General features: G+C 27.3%; 14 protein-coding genes. All 14 read left to right on the top strand.

The annotated features are described in order from the left end of the window. Window positions 1–9: 9 nt before the first annotated feature. The 14 genes from HW275_RS02525 (at window position 10) to HW275_RS02465 (ending at window position 16,338) form a co-directional block, all read left to right on the top strand. Window positions 10–1,215: a class I SAM-dependent DNA methyltransferase gene (locus HW275_RS02525; RefSeq protein ID WP_255459988.1), complete on the top strand. Its 1,206-nt coding sequence runs from the start codon at window positions 10–12 to the stop codon at window positions 1,213–1,215. Beyond that, window positions 1,216–1,578, top strand: coding sequence for a restriction endonuclease subunit S (locus HW275_RS02520; protein WP_178934860.1), 363 nt, complete (start codon window positions 1,216–1,218; stop codon window positions 1,576–1,578). Window positions 1,579–1,609: 31 nt separating this feature from the next. After that, window positions 1,610–2,161 carry a restriction endonuclease subunit S gene (locus HW275_RS02515; protein WP_178934858.1) on the top strand — a complete coding sequence of 184 codons (552 nt, stop codon included), beginning with the start codon at window positions 1,610–1,612 and terminating at the stop codon, window positions 2,159–2,161. Window positions 2,162–2,263: 102 nt separating this feature from the next. Next, window positions 2,264–3,028 (top strand): class I SAM-dependent methyltransferase, encoded by a 765-nt coding sequence (locus HW275_RS02510; RefSeq protein WP_178934857.1) that lies wholly within the window; start codon window positions 2,264–2,266, stop codon window positions 3,026–3,028. 79 nt (window positions 3,029–3,107) lie between these two features. Further along, on the top strand, window positions 3,108–3,668 hold the full coding sequence (locus HW275_RS02505; protein WP_178934855.1) for a restriction endonuclease subunit S: 561 nt from the start codon (window positions 3,108–3,110) through the stop codon (window positions 3,666–3,668). Between the two features lie 103 nt (window positions 3,669–3,771). Then, window positions 3,772–4,995 carry an ATP-binding protein gene (locus HW275_RS02500; protein ID WP_178934852.1) on the top strand — a complete coding sequence of 408 codons (1,224 nt, stop codon included), beginning with the start codon at window positions 3,772–3,774 and terminating at the stop codon, window positions 4,993–4,995. 103 nt (window positions 4,996–5,098) lie between these two features. Further along, entirely contained in the window at window positions 5,099–6,187 is a 1,089-nt protein-coding gene (locus tag HW275_RS12530) for a type I restriction-modification enzyme R subunit C-terminal domain-containing protein (protein WP_370464339.1), read from the top strand. A 118-nt stretch (window positions 6,188–6,305) separates the two neighbouring features. Beyond that, window positions 6,306–6,974, top strand: coding sequence for a sakacin A production response regulator (locus tag HW275_RS02490; protein ID WP_178934848.1), 669 nt, complete (start codon window positions 6,306–6,308; stop codon window positions 6,972–6,974). A 12-nt stretch (window positions 6,975–6,986) separates the two neighbouring features. Beyond that, on the top strand, window positions 6,987–8,684 hold the full coding sequence (locus tag HW275_RS02485; RefSeq protein WP_178934846.1) for a J domain-containing protein: 1,698 nt from the start codon (window positions 6,987–6,989) through the stop codon (window positions 8,682–8,684). 12 nt (window positions 8,685–8,696) lie between these two features. Next, window positions 8,697–9,941 (top strand): DnaJ domain-containing protein, encoded by a 1,245-nt coding sequence (locus HW275_RS02480; RefSeq protein ID WP_178934844.1) that lies wholly within the window; start codon window positions 8,697–8,699, stop codon window positions 9,939–9,941. A 68-nt stretch (window positions 9,942–10,009) separates the two neighbouring features. Next, window positions 10,010–11,824, top strand: coding sequence for an Hsp70 family protein (locus HW275_RS02475; protein ID WP_178934843.1), 1,815 nt, complete (start codon window positions 10,010–10,012; stop codon window positions 11,822–11,824). 86 nt (window positions 11,825–11,910) lie between these two features. Next, a complete protein-coding gene (locus HW275_RS12315) occupies window positions 11,911–12,099 on the top strand; it encodes a DKNYY domain-containing protein (RefSeq protein WP_255459987.1) in 189 nt (62 codons plus the stop codon). Continuing rightward, entirely contained in the window at window positions 12,086–12,985 is a 900-nt protein-coding gene (locus tag HW275_RS02470; protein WP_255459986.1) for a DKNYY domain-containing protein, read from the top strand. Before HW275_RS12315 ends, HW275_RS02470 begins: the two co-directional genes overlap by 14 nt. Before the next feature lie 38 nt (window positions 12,986–13,023). Continuing rightward, entirely contained in the window at window positions 13,024–16,338 is a 3,315-nt protein-coding gene (locus HW275_RS02465; RefSeq protein WP_370464338.1) for a DKNYY domain-containing protein, read from the top strand. The last annotated feature ends 27 nt before the right edge of the window (window positions 16,339–16,365 follow it).

Raw genomic sequence — 16,365 nt, 5'->3', positions numbered from 1 at the left:
GCACAAAAAATGTATGATACCGTAGTAAATGAAGTATTTCTGTTTATTAAAAACTTAAATGGGGATAACAGTTCATCATTTTCAAGATACATGAAAGATGCGATATTTCAAATACCAACTCCACAAATGCTTGAAAAAATTGTTACAGGAATTGAAGATTTGGCTTTAGAAGGGGATATAAAAGGTAATTTATATGAATATTTGTTATCTAAATTGGCTACTTCTGGAACAAATGGACAGTTTAGAACTCCTAGACATATTATTGACATGATGGTAAAACTTGTAAAACCAGTGCCTACTGATATGATAATTGATCCTGCTTGTGGAACTTCTGGATTTTTAGTTGGAGCTGGTGAATATTTGAAAGAAAATCATAATGAAATTTTTAATTCTGAAGAGTTGAAAAATCATTATCAAAATAACATGTTTTATGGAAATGATATGGATACAACTATGCTTAGAATAGGTACAATGAATATGATGTTGCATGACATAGAAAATCCAGATATAGATTATAAAGATTCACTTGCAAAATCAAATACAGATAAGGAAAAATACACCTTAGTCCTTGCTAATCCGCCTTTTAAAGGTTCATTAGATGCAGAATCAGTTGCTGATGATATATTAAAAATAACAAAAACTAAAAAAACAGAATTATTATTTTTGGCATTAATGATAAGAATTTTAAAAAATGGTGGAAGATGTGCTGTTATCGTACCTGATGGAGTTTTATTTGGTGCCAGTAATGCTCATAAGCAATTAAGAAAAGAAATTATTGAAAATCACATTTTGCAAGGAATAATATCGATGCCAAGTGGAGTATTTAAACCATACGCAGGAGTAAGTACAGCTGTATTATTATTTACGAAAATAGGTGTTGGAGGAACAGACAAGGTATGGTTCTATGATATGCAGGCAGATGGATATTCATTGGATGATAAAAGAACAAAAATAGAAGACAACGATATAGATGATATTATCAATAGATTTTCAAACTTAGAAAACGAAGCCGATAGAAAAAGAACCGAAAAGTCTTTCTTAGTTCCAAAAGAAGAAATCATTGAAAATGACTATGATTTATCAATAAACAAATACAAGGAAATAGAATATGAAGAAATTGTTTATGAAAAGCCTGAAGTTATTATTGGAAAAATAAAAGAACTAGAAAAAGAGATAACATTAGGTTTGGAAGAACTTGAAAAGTTGGTGAAATAGATGGAAAAAACGTTAGAAAATTATTTTTTATTTATACGTAATGGAGTTTCGATAAAGCAATTTGATGGTGATGGCATACCAATAACTAGAATAGAATCGATTTCAAATGAATATTTAAATTTCTCAAAGTTAGGCTTTGCTAATATTTATGATGAAAATTATAAAGAATATTATTTAAAAAATGGAGATATTCTAATGTTGCATATTAATAGTCAAAAACATTTAGGTAAAACAGCGATAGTAGAAAATTTAGATAAAAAAGTAATACATGGAATGAATTTAATTTGTTTAAGACCTGACGTGAAAAAAAAACTTCCTGAATACATTTTTTATTTTTTTAAGACAAAAAAATTTAAAATTTAAGAAGAAAAAATTAAATGAAAATGTTAAAGAAATGTTTATTGGTCCATTTGGAAGTAGTTTAAAAAATGAATGTTTTGTTTCTAAGGAAAAAGGATTTTGTATTGTATATGAACAGAAGCATGCAATAAGAAAAACAATAGATACATTAAATCGGTATGTAGATAAGAAAAAATATGAAGAATTAAAAAGATTTACAGTATATCCAGGAGATATAATAATGAGTTATAGGGGAACAGTTGGAGAAATTTATAGAATTCCATACAATGCTAAATTTGAAATAATGCATCCTTCTATAATGAAAATTAGGTTAAATAATGAAGTTTATAATGTTATATTCTTTGAAAAAATGTTAGAGAAACATATGAAAAAAATATTGTATATGTCTCAAGGTAGCGGAATAAAAATGGCAATCACAGCAAAAGAGTTAGGGAAAAAAGATTTTATAGTTCCTCCGCTTTCGCTCCAAAATGAATTTTCACAATTTGTAGAGAAAACGGATAAATTAAAGTTTGAAGCCGAAAAATCGTTAAAAGAAATGGAAAATTTGTATGATTCTTTGATGCAAAAATTTTTTAAACAATGATAAACTAGTTTGATAAATCAGAATTTGTAGAGGTGAGAAAAATGTAATGGCAACATATTCAACTTAAATCGAAATAGTATAAAATTACGAGGAGATTATAAGATGAACAATTATATAAAATTAAATGAAGATAGATGGAATAATGTAAAAAATGACTATACTGAGCCATTGACACATGAAGAATTAGAAGAAGTTAGAAATAATCCAATTTCTGTTGCATTAACTGTTGGGAAAAAAGTTCCAAAAGAATGGTTTGAAAAAGCAAACGGAAAAAAGATATTAGGTTTAGCTTGTGGTGGTGGACAGCAGGGAGCAGTTTTTGCTATAAAAGGTTATGATGTAACCATAATGGATTTTTCTAAATCACAATTACAAAGAGATGATATGGTTGCTAAAAGAGAAGGCTTAAAAATCAACACAGTTCAAGGCGATATGACAAAACCATTTCCATTTGAAAATGAAACTTTTGATATTATTTTTAATCCAGTTTCAAATGTATATGTAGAAGATTTAGAAAACATATATAAAGAAGCCTCTCGAGTATTGAAAAAGGGTGGATTGTTAATGGTTGGATTTATGAATCCTTGGATATACATGTATGATGCTGACATTGTATGGGACAAACCCGATGAGGAATTACTTTTAAAGTTTTCAATACCTTTTAATTCAAAAGAGCTTGAAGAGGAAGGCAAGATAACCATAAAACCAGAATATGGATATGAATTTAGCCATACCTTAGAAACTCAGATTAGAGGACAACTTAAAAATGGTCTCGCTATGATAGATTTTTATGAATCGTGTGACAAAAGACATAGATTATCACGTTATGGAAATGACTATATAGCTACACTTTGCATTAAACTATAATGTTATAGAACATACTTCAGGAGAATAGCCCGTTTTATTTTCCGTAAGGGTTAAAATCTAAAAATCCCGATTTGTAGAGATGTTTGGAGATCCGATTAAGAATGATAAGGGATGGGAAGTAAAAAAATTAGGAGAAATTACTAATAAAATTGGAGATGGATTACACGGAACACCAAAATACGATATTAATGGATCAATACCGTTTATTAATGGAAATAATTTGACAGAAGGTAAAATAGTAATTCAAGAGAATACAAAATTTGTAAATAAAGTAGAGTATAAAAAGTATTTTAAAGAAATATCAATAAATACAGTATTCTTATCAATTAATGGAACACTAGGAAGACTAGCTTTCTATAATAATGAAAGGATAGTTTTAGGAAAGAGTGTATGTTTTATTGATTTAAAAAAGGATATAAACAAAATATTCATTTATTATTTGTTGAAAAATAAAAAAGTTATTTATGAACTAGAACAAAATTCTACAAAAAGTACAATAAAAAATACAAGTTTAAAATATGTAAGAAATTTTAATACAATTCTTCCGCCATGTTCATTACAAAACACTTTTGCTGAATTTGTGACAAGAATAGATAAATTTAAAGTTTTTTTACAACTTTATACAGTATATTTTTACTGATTTACTAAAAAAGTTGATAAAAGAAGTGTTGTTTTTCTTGACTTTTTTGATAATTTCGGCTAATATAAGATTGAATATTGAATTAGCCGAAAGAGAGAAAGAGATGAAATATTATAGACGTTCAATAGAACAGGTTATTAATGAATATAAGGAACAATTTCCGATATTACTGCTTACTGGGCCAAGACAAGTTGGTAAAAGTACGCTTTTTAAGGAATTATTTCAGCCAGAATACAAATATTTTTCATTAGATGATCCTATTTTAAAAGAACAGATAGTCAATGATCCAAGATTATTTTTAAAGAATAATCCTGAAAAATTGATAATAGATGAAGTACAATATGCACCATCAATATTTCCTTATTTGAAAATGAAAGTTGATGAAAATAGAGAAGACGGGATGTATCTGATGACAGGTTCGCAAGCTTTTGTCCTTATGAAAAATGTTTCTGAAACTCTGGCAGGAAGAGTAGGGATTCTAGAACTTCAGGGAATAAGCTTAAGAGAACAGTTTGATATAGAGTTTAATAAGCCTTTTATTCCTAATGAAGAATATATTTCTGAGAGGGAAAAAAATATAACAGAATATACGAATTTATGGCAAAGAATTCATAGAGGATATATGCCTGAACTTGTATTTAATGATAGAAAGAAATGGGAATTTTTCTATTCATCATATGTACAGACATATATTGAAAGAGACGTAAGGGATTTAATAAATATATCTGATGAAAGCAAATTTTTGAAATTTATGATAAGTTTAGCATCAAGAAGTGGAGAATTGCTGAATTATGGAGCAGTAGCTAATGAAGTTGGAGTAAGTAATGAAACAGTAAAAAGATGGGTATCTGTATTGAGAACTTCAAGAATAATTTATTTAGTGGAACCATATTTTAATAATCATTTAAAAAGGGTTATAAAAACGCCAAAAATATATTTTATGGATATAGGATTGCTGGCATATCTTACAAAATGGCCAACTCCTGAAACACTTGCAAATGGTGCAAAAGCAGGAAATATATTTGAAACATTTGTAGTATCAGAAATAATAAAAAGTTATCTAAATGCTGGTATTATAAATCCGCCACTATATTTTTATAGAGATAAGGATAAAAAAGAAATAGATTTGATAATAGAAGAAGCAGAAAAAATATATCCTATTGAAATTAAAATGAGCGCATCGCCTAATAAAGAGATGGCAAAGAATTTTTCGGTTCTCAAAAGAAAAGTAGATAAGGAAATTGGGACAGGAGTAATCATATGTCAATATGATAATAAAGTTTACCTATCAGAAGATATTCTTGTTTTGCCGATCGAATATATATAAATAAAAAATGTTATTTTAGAATAATGAACATAGGAGTGGAAAAATGTCTAACTTTGAATTTTAAAAAAAAGATAACAGATATAGAGTATTCACTGATGCCTGTATAGAAGCAGAAAAACTTATGAATGTTTCTTATTCAGCAACAGTAACTTTTACAAGGAAAGCATTGGAACTTGCTGTAAAGTGGGTTTATGCAAATGACGGTGAATTAAGAATGCCGCCGCAGATAAATTTAGCATCATTGATAAGAGGGAAAAAATTTAGAGATATAATTCCTTATAATATGAGTGGATTACTTTCTTACATACAACAATTGGGAAATAAAGCTGTTCATTCTGAAAGAATTGTAAAAAGAGAAGAGGCGATTTTGAATCTTAGAAATTTATTTTCATTTACTACATGGATTGATTATTCATATTCAGAAGATTATTCAGATGTAGAATTTGATGAATCTATACTTGGAGAAAATGATAAAATAGTTAAAGTTCAATCTGAAAAAGATGAATTATCCAAGCAACTTGCTGAAATTAATAAAAAGCTCGAAGAATTATCTAATGAAAATCAGACATTGAGAAAAGAAAACGAGGAAAAACGTAAAGTAAACGAAAAAGAATACAAAATAGATGAAATCTTTGAAGCTCAAACAAGAGAAAGATACATTGATCTGGTTATAGAAAATGAAGGATGGATTATAGGTAAAAATTGTATACCAGAAGTTGAGATTACAGGTATTCCAACTCCAAGTGGGAAAGGGAAAGCTGATTATGCTGAAAGAAAAGTTTCAAGCATATATAGTAAAAAAGATTTAGAAAAATTGGTATTCAAGAGAAGAAATAAAACTAGATTAAAAAATATAATGATAAAAGATTCCATCACAAATAGAGCTTATCAAAAGGAAGCAATTATAAGAGTGGCAGAGGCTGTTGAAAAAGAATTTTCTGAATTTTTAAGTAATGAAAACTTAAACTCAAATCAAATAAATTTTGTTAAACATATTGTAGACTATATTGTTCAAACTGGAAGCATTGATAAAGAAAAATTGCAAGAATTTCCGATTGTAAATAAATTTGGTGGAGTAGGGGAACTGTTTAAAAATAAAACTGACGTTTTGATAGAAATTATAGGTGCAGTTGAAAAAGTAAATGGCAGATTTGAGCATATATCACAGGAAAGTGGATTTAATAGTAATTAAAACAAAAATAAAAGCTATATATTTTTTCTGTTTTTATTAGAGAAAGTGTATAGTTTTTTATTTTAATAAAATATGTTATAATTTTAAAAATAAAAATTAAACGAAAAGGATGATAAATATGAATAAAAAATTTAATTATAAGCCATTAATTGAATATACAGACTATACTGAAAGAAAATATGTGAAACCTGAAAAAGCAGGAGATTTGAAGGAAGATATGGAGCTTTTTAGGAAAAATGGACAAGCGGCAAGAAAAATTTTTACAGAAATTGCCAAGTCTGTGGAGAAAAATTTGGAGGGATTTCATTTGCAGAAAGTTAGTAGCTGGATGAATCAGGCACAAATTGCCCGTCCTTATCTTTGGGTATTTTTTAAACAGGAAGGGGATACTGAAAATGAGTCGGGGATTGCACTTCGAGTATTTAAAAATGTGAAAACTAAAAAAGTTGGAATTTCGATGGAAGTGAGTTTTGTTGAACGTAAAATTGGGGAAAATACCCTTGAAAGACAAAATAAGGTTTTGGAATTACCTATTAAAAAGCCACTTTATTATTTCGTGCAATTTTCAAAAAGTAAGGAAAACTGTATGCTGGATAGAATTGAAGGAAGTGAGAAAAATAGGAAAAAGTTAATTGAAGATATGAAAGAAGGAAACATCAGAAAAGTGCTTGTTAAATTTGATGTGGAAGAAATTGAAAAATTTGAAAATCTTGAAGATTTGACAAAGGAATTTTTAAAGGGCTTTAAATTGCTGATGCCATTTTATTTGAAAACTAAGGAAATTTAGGAGGTAATGATTTTGAATTTTGCAGAAGCATTTAAAATACTGGAAATAGAGCCGACGAGTGATAAAAAGAAAATAAAAGTTGCTTATTCCAAGATGTTGAAAAAATATCATCCTGAGGATTTTCCTGAAATGTTTATGAGGATTAATGGGGCTTACGAAAAAGCTTTGGGATATACAGAAAATAATTTCTCTGAAAATTTGTATGAAAATACTCAAAATTTTAGAAAAACGGAAAAAATGAAAGAGAGTGATTTTTCGGATATTTTTGATTCAAAAAAATTTGAGAAAAAAGAATATAAATTTACTGAAAAATCTGAAGAAAGACAGTCAAAGGAAAAGTTTTTTGAAAAAAAAGATAATAAAAATAAATATGAAAAACTTAATATTTTTGAATACTTAAAAAATTCTATGCGAACAGAGGATAGATTTACAGAAGCGTTTAAAATACTAGAAATGGAACCTACAACTGATAAAGAAAAAATAAAAAAGAAATATAAAGAGCTATTAAAGAGGTATCATCGTAACAATCCTGAAAATTATGATAAAATATTTAGTAGAATTAACGAAGCTTACGGAATTGCTTTGGGATTTGAGCAATCGAATTTTAATGAATATGGAGGGGATTCTATTGAGGATATATTTGATAAAATTTTTAATTCCGGCAATAATTCAAGCGATAAAAGTTTTTTTAAAAAAACACAAGATTTTTCAAAAGGTTTTGATGAAAATGAAATAACAAACAAATCAATATCTGAGTGGTTAGGACAGCTTAAAAATCTTCTTTTATCTGAAAAACGTCCATTAACAGAATATCGAGAAATTTTACGTGATTTTCATTTTAATTTTGATGTTTCGGAAAAAAATCAGATTAGAGAAATTTTACAAAAAAATGGATTACGTGGTTATGCTTGGAGAAATATAACGAGAATTGAAATGGAACTTTTGATTTATAATCTAAATAATTCTAATATGACTAATGATATTTTAGGAGAAAATTGGGTAGATACTGGTAAAAGTGAAAACACAGGCTTAGATGAAATTGTAAAAAATATTATAAGTGAAAATTTTTCGGAAAATGAAAAAGGATATGAAAAATTTATTAAGGATTATTTTAATATTAAAATTTTTAGATTATTTGGAAAGAATATTGCGTTATACCCTTACAGAGATATAGAGCAAGTAGGCACAACTTTTAAATTTATAACTTATAAAATACGAAATGAATATGTTGATGTTAATAAATATATAGAAATTTTTGATAGAGAACAAAAAAATAATAAGAAAGTAGGAATAAGTTTACACATAATGCCTTATTTATGGAGTATTTTTGGTGCGATAGTTTTATTTTTATTCTTTTTAAATCCTATTGTTGACTGGTATATAGGGATTTTGGGAACTATTTTTTTCATAATTTTAGACTGGGTTAATATAGCTAGGGAAAAAGAATTTGAGTGGAGTATGCAGTATGGGTATTCAAGTTATTTGTCAATCTTAATGAGTATAATTTTTGTTGTAAATCTTATTGTTATTGGCAGTATAGAAAGTGAAATACCAATTATATCATCTTTACTGTATTCACAGTTAATATTTCAATTTATATTTTTAAATATAATCTTATTTGTAAAAATGGTAGTAACTACAAATATAAGATACAAGCGATTAAGAGATTTTTCAAAAAAAGTTTTGGATGTATTTATTTTAAAAAAGTAAGGAGTGATGATTTTGGAGTTTGGTGAAGCGTTTAAGATACTGGAAATAGAGCCGACAGATGATAAGAAGAAAATAAAAGTTGCGTATTCCAAGATGCTGAAAAAATATCACCCTGAAGATTTTCCTGAGATGTTTATGAAAATTAATGAGGCTTATGAAACTGCTTTGGAGTATTCAGAAGAAGAGGAGTATGAAGAGTATGATTATGATGAAGTTTTTTATGAAGCAGACTTTGAAATTTTGGATGAGGAAGATGAGGAATTTTCTGATGTTTTTAGTGGTGAATATGAATGGAAAGAAAAAGACTTTGAGGCTTGGCTAAAGAAATTTTATAGAATTTTGAATGGTGAAAAGATTTCATTTATTAATTTAAAAATTTTTTTGAAGAAGTTTGATAGATTTTCAGATAATGAAAAGAACAGAATTAGAGATATTTTAAATTTGGAAAATGTTGATTATGAGGGTAATTTGATTTTAAATTCGGACAATATTCTCGAATTTGAAAAAGAGTATATTATTTCACGTTTAACAGATGGTAAAACTGAGTTTGAGGAAATAAGGAGGCTTTATAATAGTAAGGAAGATAAGGATAAGGCTGTGGAAAATTTTGTGGAAAAATATTTTCATGTAAAAAAATTGAATTTTTTTGTATTTTTCGTATTTTGGAATATTTATCATGGAAATTATGAATGTTTTGATATAAAAATAAATAAAAAAATATATAATTTCTTTTTTGTTTTGATAAATAATTTATTTTTAAAAAGAATCGTTTACAGTTACAAGGAAATTCAGAAGATATTTTACCGTATGGGAATTAAATGTGAGGACGATATTAAGGAAGAAGATGAGATATTGTACAGCTTAGTATTTGTCCTTAGTAGTCTGGCATTAGTTTTTATTTGGATATTCAGCTTACCAGTAATTACAAATATGGGTTTAAAGGAAATTGCTTACGAGGATATTATAACCAGTTTTGATCTAGCGAGAACTTTTTGGATTGTACTAGGAGTTACAAGGGTTTACTACGACATTATGATAGCAAAACGTGGGAATAATCTGAATATGACAAGTATGCTGTATGTACAGATTATATTGCTGGGAAGTTATTTGATTTCTATTTACTTTAAATATGAAATTAAAGATATGCTGCTTCTAGTGATATTAGTGTGGCTGGTTATAAAGTTGATGATAGTAAATAGCATAAAATATTACAGATTGACAAATTATGCGAAAAAGATAATGGATAAGATATATTGACTAAATATTTAATAATTTTAAGTTTTGAGATTTATAAAAAAGAATACTGTTAGAGGAGGAGAATAAAAATGGGAAGAATGATTGGAATTGATTTGGGGACAACGAATAGTTTGGCAACATATATTGATGATAATGGGGAAATACAGTTTGTAAAAAATGAATATGGGAATATTTTAATTCCGTCTGTTGTGGGAATTGATGAAAATGATGAAATAATCGTGGGAGAACTGGCGAAGGAAAGAAGAATGATGAACGCTGGAGAAACTTCGAGCAATTTTAAAAGAAGGATGGGAACGGAAGCAAAAATTAAAGTAAAGAATAGAACTTTTGATGCACAAATGCTTTCTTCATTTGTACTGAAACATTTAAAGGAAAATGCTGAAAAGCAGCTGAATGAGAAGATAGACAGGGCAATAATAAGCGTACCTGCATATTTTAATGATAAACAGAGAAAAGATACCAAAATAGCAGCAGAACTGGCAGGGCTTACAGTGGAAAGGCTTATAAATGAGCCAACAGCTGCGGCATTGTCGCTTGGAAGCCATATTTTAGATCAGAATCTGAAATTTATAGTGCTTGACTTGGGTGGAGGGACATTTGATGTTACTTTGCTTGAAACATTTGAGGATATTATGGAAGTAATTTCGATAAGTGGGGATACGATGCTTGGTGGAGAGGACTTTACTACCAAAATATGTGAAATTTTCTTGAAAAATATAGGGTTATCAATATCTGACTTGAGCCGTGATGAAAGAACAAAATTGTACACAAAGGCAGACAGGGCAAAAAAACTGATAAGTTTGAAAGATGTGGAAATTGAACTGGAAATTAAAGGAAAAGATTATAAAGCAGAAATTACGCAGGCAGATTTCAGAGCAGCTGTAAAACCATTGCTTGTAAAAATAAAAGTTGCAATTGACAAGGCTTTGCAGGATGGAAATACAGATGCAAGAGAAATTGAGAAAGTTGTGCTAGTCGGAGGGGCTGTAAAATTGGGAATTGTGGAAGAATTTGTGGAAAAGTATTTTAATAAAATGCGTGGAGAAAAAACTTATTTTGACAATACTGATTTTATTGAAGGTAACAAACTCGTGTCAATAGCTCAAAATCCTGATACTGTCGTAGCTTACGGCGTTGGTGTAACTGTGGGAATGAAAGAGAGAAACAAAGCATTTAAGGAAAGAATTTTGACAGATGTGTGTCCATTTACACTCGGAATTGAAGTAATTGGACAGAGATTTGCACCGATTATTCCAAGAAATACAACCGTTCCGACAAGCAAGTCGGAGTATTTTTCAACAGTAGAAGACAATCAGACAATAATAAGAATCGCAATTTATCAAGGGGAAAGCTTGAATATAAATGATAATCTATTTTTGGGAGAATTTGAAATAAATGTGCCAAGAAATAATGCAGGAAATGAAACCGTAAATGTAAGATTCACTTACGATATAAACGGAATTTTAGAAGCAGAAGCAACTGCAATGAGTACGGGAGAAAAGAGAAATAAATTAATTATAAACGGCGATTTATCCGAAGAAGAAAAAAACGAAAGAATAAAAATATTGGAAGAAATAAAAATTCAGTCAGAAAATCAAAACAAAGATAAATTGCTGATTGAAAGGGCAAACCGAATTTATGCCGAAATAGTAAATACAGAAATTAGAAACTACATTTCAGAATATTTGGAAAATTATCAGATGATTGTAAGAACTGGCGATAGAATCCGAATTCAAAAAGTAAAAAAAGAATTTTCAGCTTTTCTTGATAAAATAGATCCAGAACTGAACGACTTGAGTGTTGATGATATTTTGAGAGATATTGACGAAAAAGAAGAAGATGAGGCTGTGGAAGAGGAAGATGAACTGGAGTTCTGGAATTAGAAAAATAAATTTTAAAATATTGTGTTTATTGAGATTTGTATACTTTTATAAATAATTAGTGTATTTTTTATAAGGAGAAAATAATTATGAAAATAAAAAAATTGTTGAAAATATTTGGGTTGTCAATTTTGGTAGGAAATATTGTGAATGCAGAATACATAAAAAAAAATGGAGAAATTTATTATCGGGACTGGAGTGAAGAAAAGACAAGAATATTAAAAAATATAGATAAAAAATCATTTGAAATATTGGAAAATGATTTTGCAAAAGATTAAGAATAATATTTATTATCAAGGGGAAAAGATTGAAAAAATAGATCCTAAAAGTGCTAAAATATTTGGAAGTCATTTTGTGAAGGATGAGAAAATTGTTTTTGATGCTTATGAAAAAAAGGAATTGAAAGATGTGGATACAAAAACGCTTAAATCGGTTGGAGATTATTATTTTAAAGATAAGAACAATGCTTATTTTGATATGAAAAAAATTGATGAAAAAGTTGATTTGGAGACGTTTGCTTATTTGGACTATTTTTATGCGAAAGATAAGAATAATCTGTATTTTTATGGACAAAAAGTGAAGGGTGTAAGTCCGAATAATTTTAATTTTTTGACTTTGTTAAGCAGCGTTCCTGATAACATAATTAAAAGTGGGAATGATTTTTATCTTGTTTATGAAAATGATTTGAATGAAAAGATATATGCGAAAAAAATGGATTTCCCAATTGACAGGGATACTTTTGAAAGTTTTTCCATGAGAGTTTATAAAGATAAAAATAATTTTTATTATTATGATGAAACTGATGATATAAAAAAAGGAAAAACGCTTATTAAATTTAAAAATGAGGCTGATATAAAAACACTTAAATTTTTGAAGGAAAAAAATGGTGAAAAAAGTGATGAATATATAAAAGATGAAAAGAATGTCTATTATGTGGATGAAGAAAATGCAGAGATAAAAAAGATAGAAAATGCTGATTACAAAACCTTTCAAGTTATTGAATACTTATATGCAAAGGATAAAAACAATGTTTATTATCAAGGGAAAAAGTTAAATAATATTAATCCAAATTACTTTAAAATTGTAGACAATGAAATAAAATATAATAATGAATTTTATAAAATTGATGACAATATGAATCTTATAAAAATAGAAAGAGAATAAAAAGTTGAAAAGTTAAAAAGGTATTTTATTTACTAAAAATTAAAGATTATAAAAAAAGGAGTAAGTGCATGAAAAGAAAAAATTTAGTAAAAATATTAACTTTATTTATCCTAGCAGGAAGCATTGCAAATGCAGAATATCTGAAAGAAAATGGCGAAATTTATTATCAAATGCCGTATTATGAGATTAAGTCTAAAGTAAAAGATGTGGATATTGAAAGTTTTGAAACTTTAAGGGAAGACAAAGGGCTTATTGGTGATTATTATGCAAAAGATAATAAAAATGTGTATCTTTTTGGTAAAAAACTTAAAGATGTTTCGCCTAAAGGATTTGAAATTTTAAAAGAAAATTATGTAAAAGATAGTGAAAATGTGTATAAAATTGAAATTGAGTATATAGACCCAATACCGATATTCTCAAATAATAAAATAAATACGAAAAAAATATCTGTAGACGGACTTGATGTTAAAACTTTTAGAGCTTTAGAAAATAGCAAAGATGTTACGAGCATAGATTATTTTGTTGATAAAAATAATATTTACTATGCCTATGAGAATTTGGAAAAGATACAAGGAGCAGATAAAAATTCTTTTGAGGTTTTGGGTTATTATATCGCAAAAGATAAAAATAATGTTTATTATAATGGTAAAAAAATGGAAAATGTGGATTCTAAGAGTTTTAAAAATTTTGGTGATTTTATAGGAAAAGATAAAAATAGAGTTTTTTACATTACAGGAAATGAGGATATCAAAGATGCTGATGCGTCAAGTTTTGAGATAATGGGAGATACTCGTTATTTTAGAGATAAAAATAATATTTTTGTTATTAAATACAGTAATGATTTTCCTGATGGACAAGGTTTTATAAAATTACCAAATATTGATAGGAACAGCTTTATTACTTTGAGCGAGGAATTTGGAAAAGATAAAAATGGAATTTATTATATTGGTGAAAAAATAAACGGAATTAATCCGAATAATATTAAAGTTATTGAGAAAATAGGACAGGATAATTATATTCTTCAAAGCGGAAATAATTACTATTTGACATTTAATAGCAATAAAGATTTGTATGACAGGAAAAACGATAAAATTGAAGTGAAAAAAATAAATAATTTGAACATTGATTTTGATACATTTAAGTATTTTGGAATTTTTAACTACTATAAGGATAAAAATAGTTTTTACTATCATTCAGATAATAATTTTAAAAAAATCAAAAGTGAAATTGATGTTAAAAGTGCTGAAAAAGTGCTTGAATTGAATGATTTTGTAAAAGATAAAAATAATCTTTATTATTTCTCTAATGGAAAAATTAATAAAATAAATTTGAATATTGATGTAAATAGTTTAGTATTTTTGGACAATAACAGTTTTCCTTACAGCAGTTATATAAAAGACAGAAATAACGTATATTTTGTAGATAATGAAAATGGGAAAGTAAAAATAGTAAAAAATGCTGATAAAAATACATTTCAAATTGTAAATGGAAATTATGGGATAGATAGGAAAAACGTTTATTATAATGGAGAAAAACTGGATTTTGTTGGTATTGAAGGACTTAAAATTTTTGATGATAATTACTTAAAAGATAATAAAAATGTCTATGAGATTTATACGACAGATGACGGAAAAACTAAAATAAGAACAATAAAAAATTTAAACATTGATGTGGCAAGTTTTGAGAATATTTTAAAAGAAGCATTTTATAAAGATAAAAATTCGGTTTATTATGTCGATATGACTGAAGATAAACAGGAATTAAAAAAACTGGAAGGAGCAGATGCTGCTACATTTGAGCTGGGAATTTTTTCAAAAGATAAAAATAGCGTATTTATTGATAAACATAGATTGGAAGGTGTTAGTCCGAAAGGATTTGAAATTTTGGATAAAAATAGGTTTCAATTTATAAAAGATTACAAGAATATTTACTATTTGAGTGAAAATGAAAATGGTACGACTTACACACCAGTAGTACTGAATATAAATGGAGTAGATATTTCAACATTTGAACTTGTTGAAAATTCTTCTATGGGAATTCATGCATATTTTAAAGATAGCAGAAATGTTTATTTTTTTACGACATCCAATGCTAGTAATATAATAGAAATTAGAAAAGTAAATGGAGCAGATCCAAAAACATTTAAATATTCAGGTTACTATTACTATGGAAAAGATGATAAAAATGTCTATTTGTTTAATAAAAGAGCAAACGGAATAGATGCAAAAACTTTTGAAAAAGTAAGTTATAATATCGCAAAAGACAAAAATGGGTTATATATTTTGGAAAGTATTAATGAATTTGAAATGAGAACTAAAAAATTGAAGATAGATGGATTGGACTGGAAAAGTTTTGTGAACATTGATGAGGATTATTATAAAGATAAAAATAATGTTTATTATGAATCAGATAATAATCTTTATAAAATAGAAAATGCTGATTTAAAAACTTTTGAAATTTTAGATTCAAGTTATACTGGTTATGGTAATTTTTCAAAAGATAAAGATTATATTTATCTAAATAATAAGAAATTAGAAGAAATAGATGCAAAAACTTTTGAAAAAATGCGGGCTAATCTTATAAGGGATAAAAACGGCATTTATAAAGTGGAAAAAGATGAAGAAAAACATGAATTTAAAATAGTTCCAATTAATGCAAAAATTAATTTTAAAAATCTAAAAAGCTTAGATTGGGGATATTTCAAAGATGACAAAAATATTTATTATTTTGACGAAGATAAATTTGAAAAAATAGAAGGGGCAGATGCTAGTTCATTTGAAAAAGTAGAATATTCTAGTTTTTACAAAGATAAAAATTATGTCTATTATAATGGTAAAAAGATAGTTGGAATGGATTTTAAAGATATTGAAAATATAGATGAGGAATGGTCAATTACAGAACTGGACGGAACGTGGATAAAATACAAAGATAACGTTTACTATAAAGGGAAAAAATTAAAAGGAATCAGCTCTGATAATTTTAGTTATTTTGATGGTGGATTATCGTATGATAAAATTTTAGTTGATAAAAACGGAATTTATAAATTTTTGAAAAATGAAGATAATGAAAAAACAATAGAAGTAACTCGACTGGATAGTAAAGGCATTGATTTAGAAACTCTTGAAAGAATTACTTCTCCAATGGACAGTTCCAATTATTTCAAAGATAAGAATGGCGTTTATTTTATGGATGGAAATAAATTTGTAAAAATAAATGGAGCGGATAAAGATAGTTTTGAAGTAACGATGAGAGGAAAATATGGGAAAGATAAAAATAACGTTTATTTCGAAGGGAAGAAAATGGAAGGGAAAAATCCAGTTGACTTTGAGGAGGAAATGGAGATTAAGCAATAAAAATTATTTTATTTGAATTGTTAATAA

Source organism: Leptotrichia sp. oral taxon 223 (assembly GCF_013394795.1).
Classification (GTDB): Bacteria; Fusobacteriota; Fusobacteriia; order Fusobacteriales; family Leptotrichiaceae; genus Leptotrichia.
The sequence above is the reverse complement of the archived record's forward strand: the minus strand, read 5'-3'. Positions and strand labels throughout refer to the sequence as shown.

Bases quoted from the DNA above. Each gene is read 5' to 3' on its own strand.
- HW275_RS02525 (WP_255459988.1), top strand. From the start codon at position 10: ATGTATGATACCGTAGTAAATGAAGTATTTCTGTTTATTAAAAACTTA.
- HW275_RS02520 (WP_178934860.1), top strand. From the start codon at position 1,216: ATGGAAAAAACGTTAGAAAATTATTTTTTATTTATACGTAATGGAGTT.
- HW275_RS02515 (WP_178934858.1), top strand. From the start codon at position 1,610: ATGTTTATTGGTCCATTTGGAAGTAGTTTAAAAAATGAATGTTTTGTT.
- HW275_RS02510 (WP_178934857.1), top strand. From the start codon at position 2,264: ATGAACAATTATATAAAATTAAATGAAGATAGATGGAATAATGTAAAA.
- HW275_RS02505 (WP_178934855.1), top strand. From the start codon at position 3,108: ATGTTTGGAGATCCGATTAAGAATGATAAGGGATGGGAAGTAAAAAAA.
- HW275_RS02500 (WP_178934852.1), top strand. From the start codon at position 3,772: ATGAAATATTATAGACGTTCAATAGAACAGGTTATTAATGAATATAAG.
- HW275_RS02490 (WP_178934848.1), top strand. From the start codon at position 6,306: ATGAATAAAAAATTTAATTATAAGCCATTAATTGAATATACAGACTAT.
- HW275_RS02475 (WP_178934843.1), top strand. From the start codon at position 10,010: ATGGGAAGAATGATTGGAATTGATTTGGGGACAACGAATAGTTTGGCA.
- HW275_RS12315 (WP_255459987.1), top strand. From the start codon at position 11,911: ATGAAAATAAAAAAATTGTTGAAAATATTTGGGTTGTCAATTTTGGTA.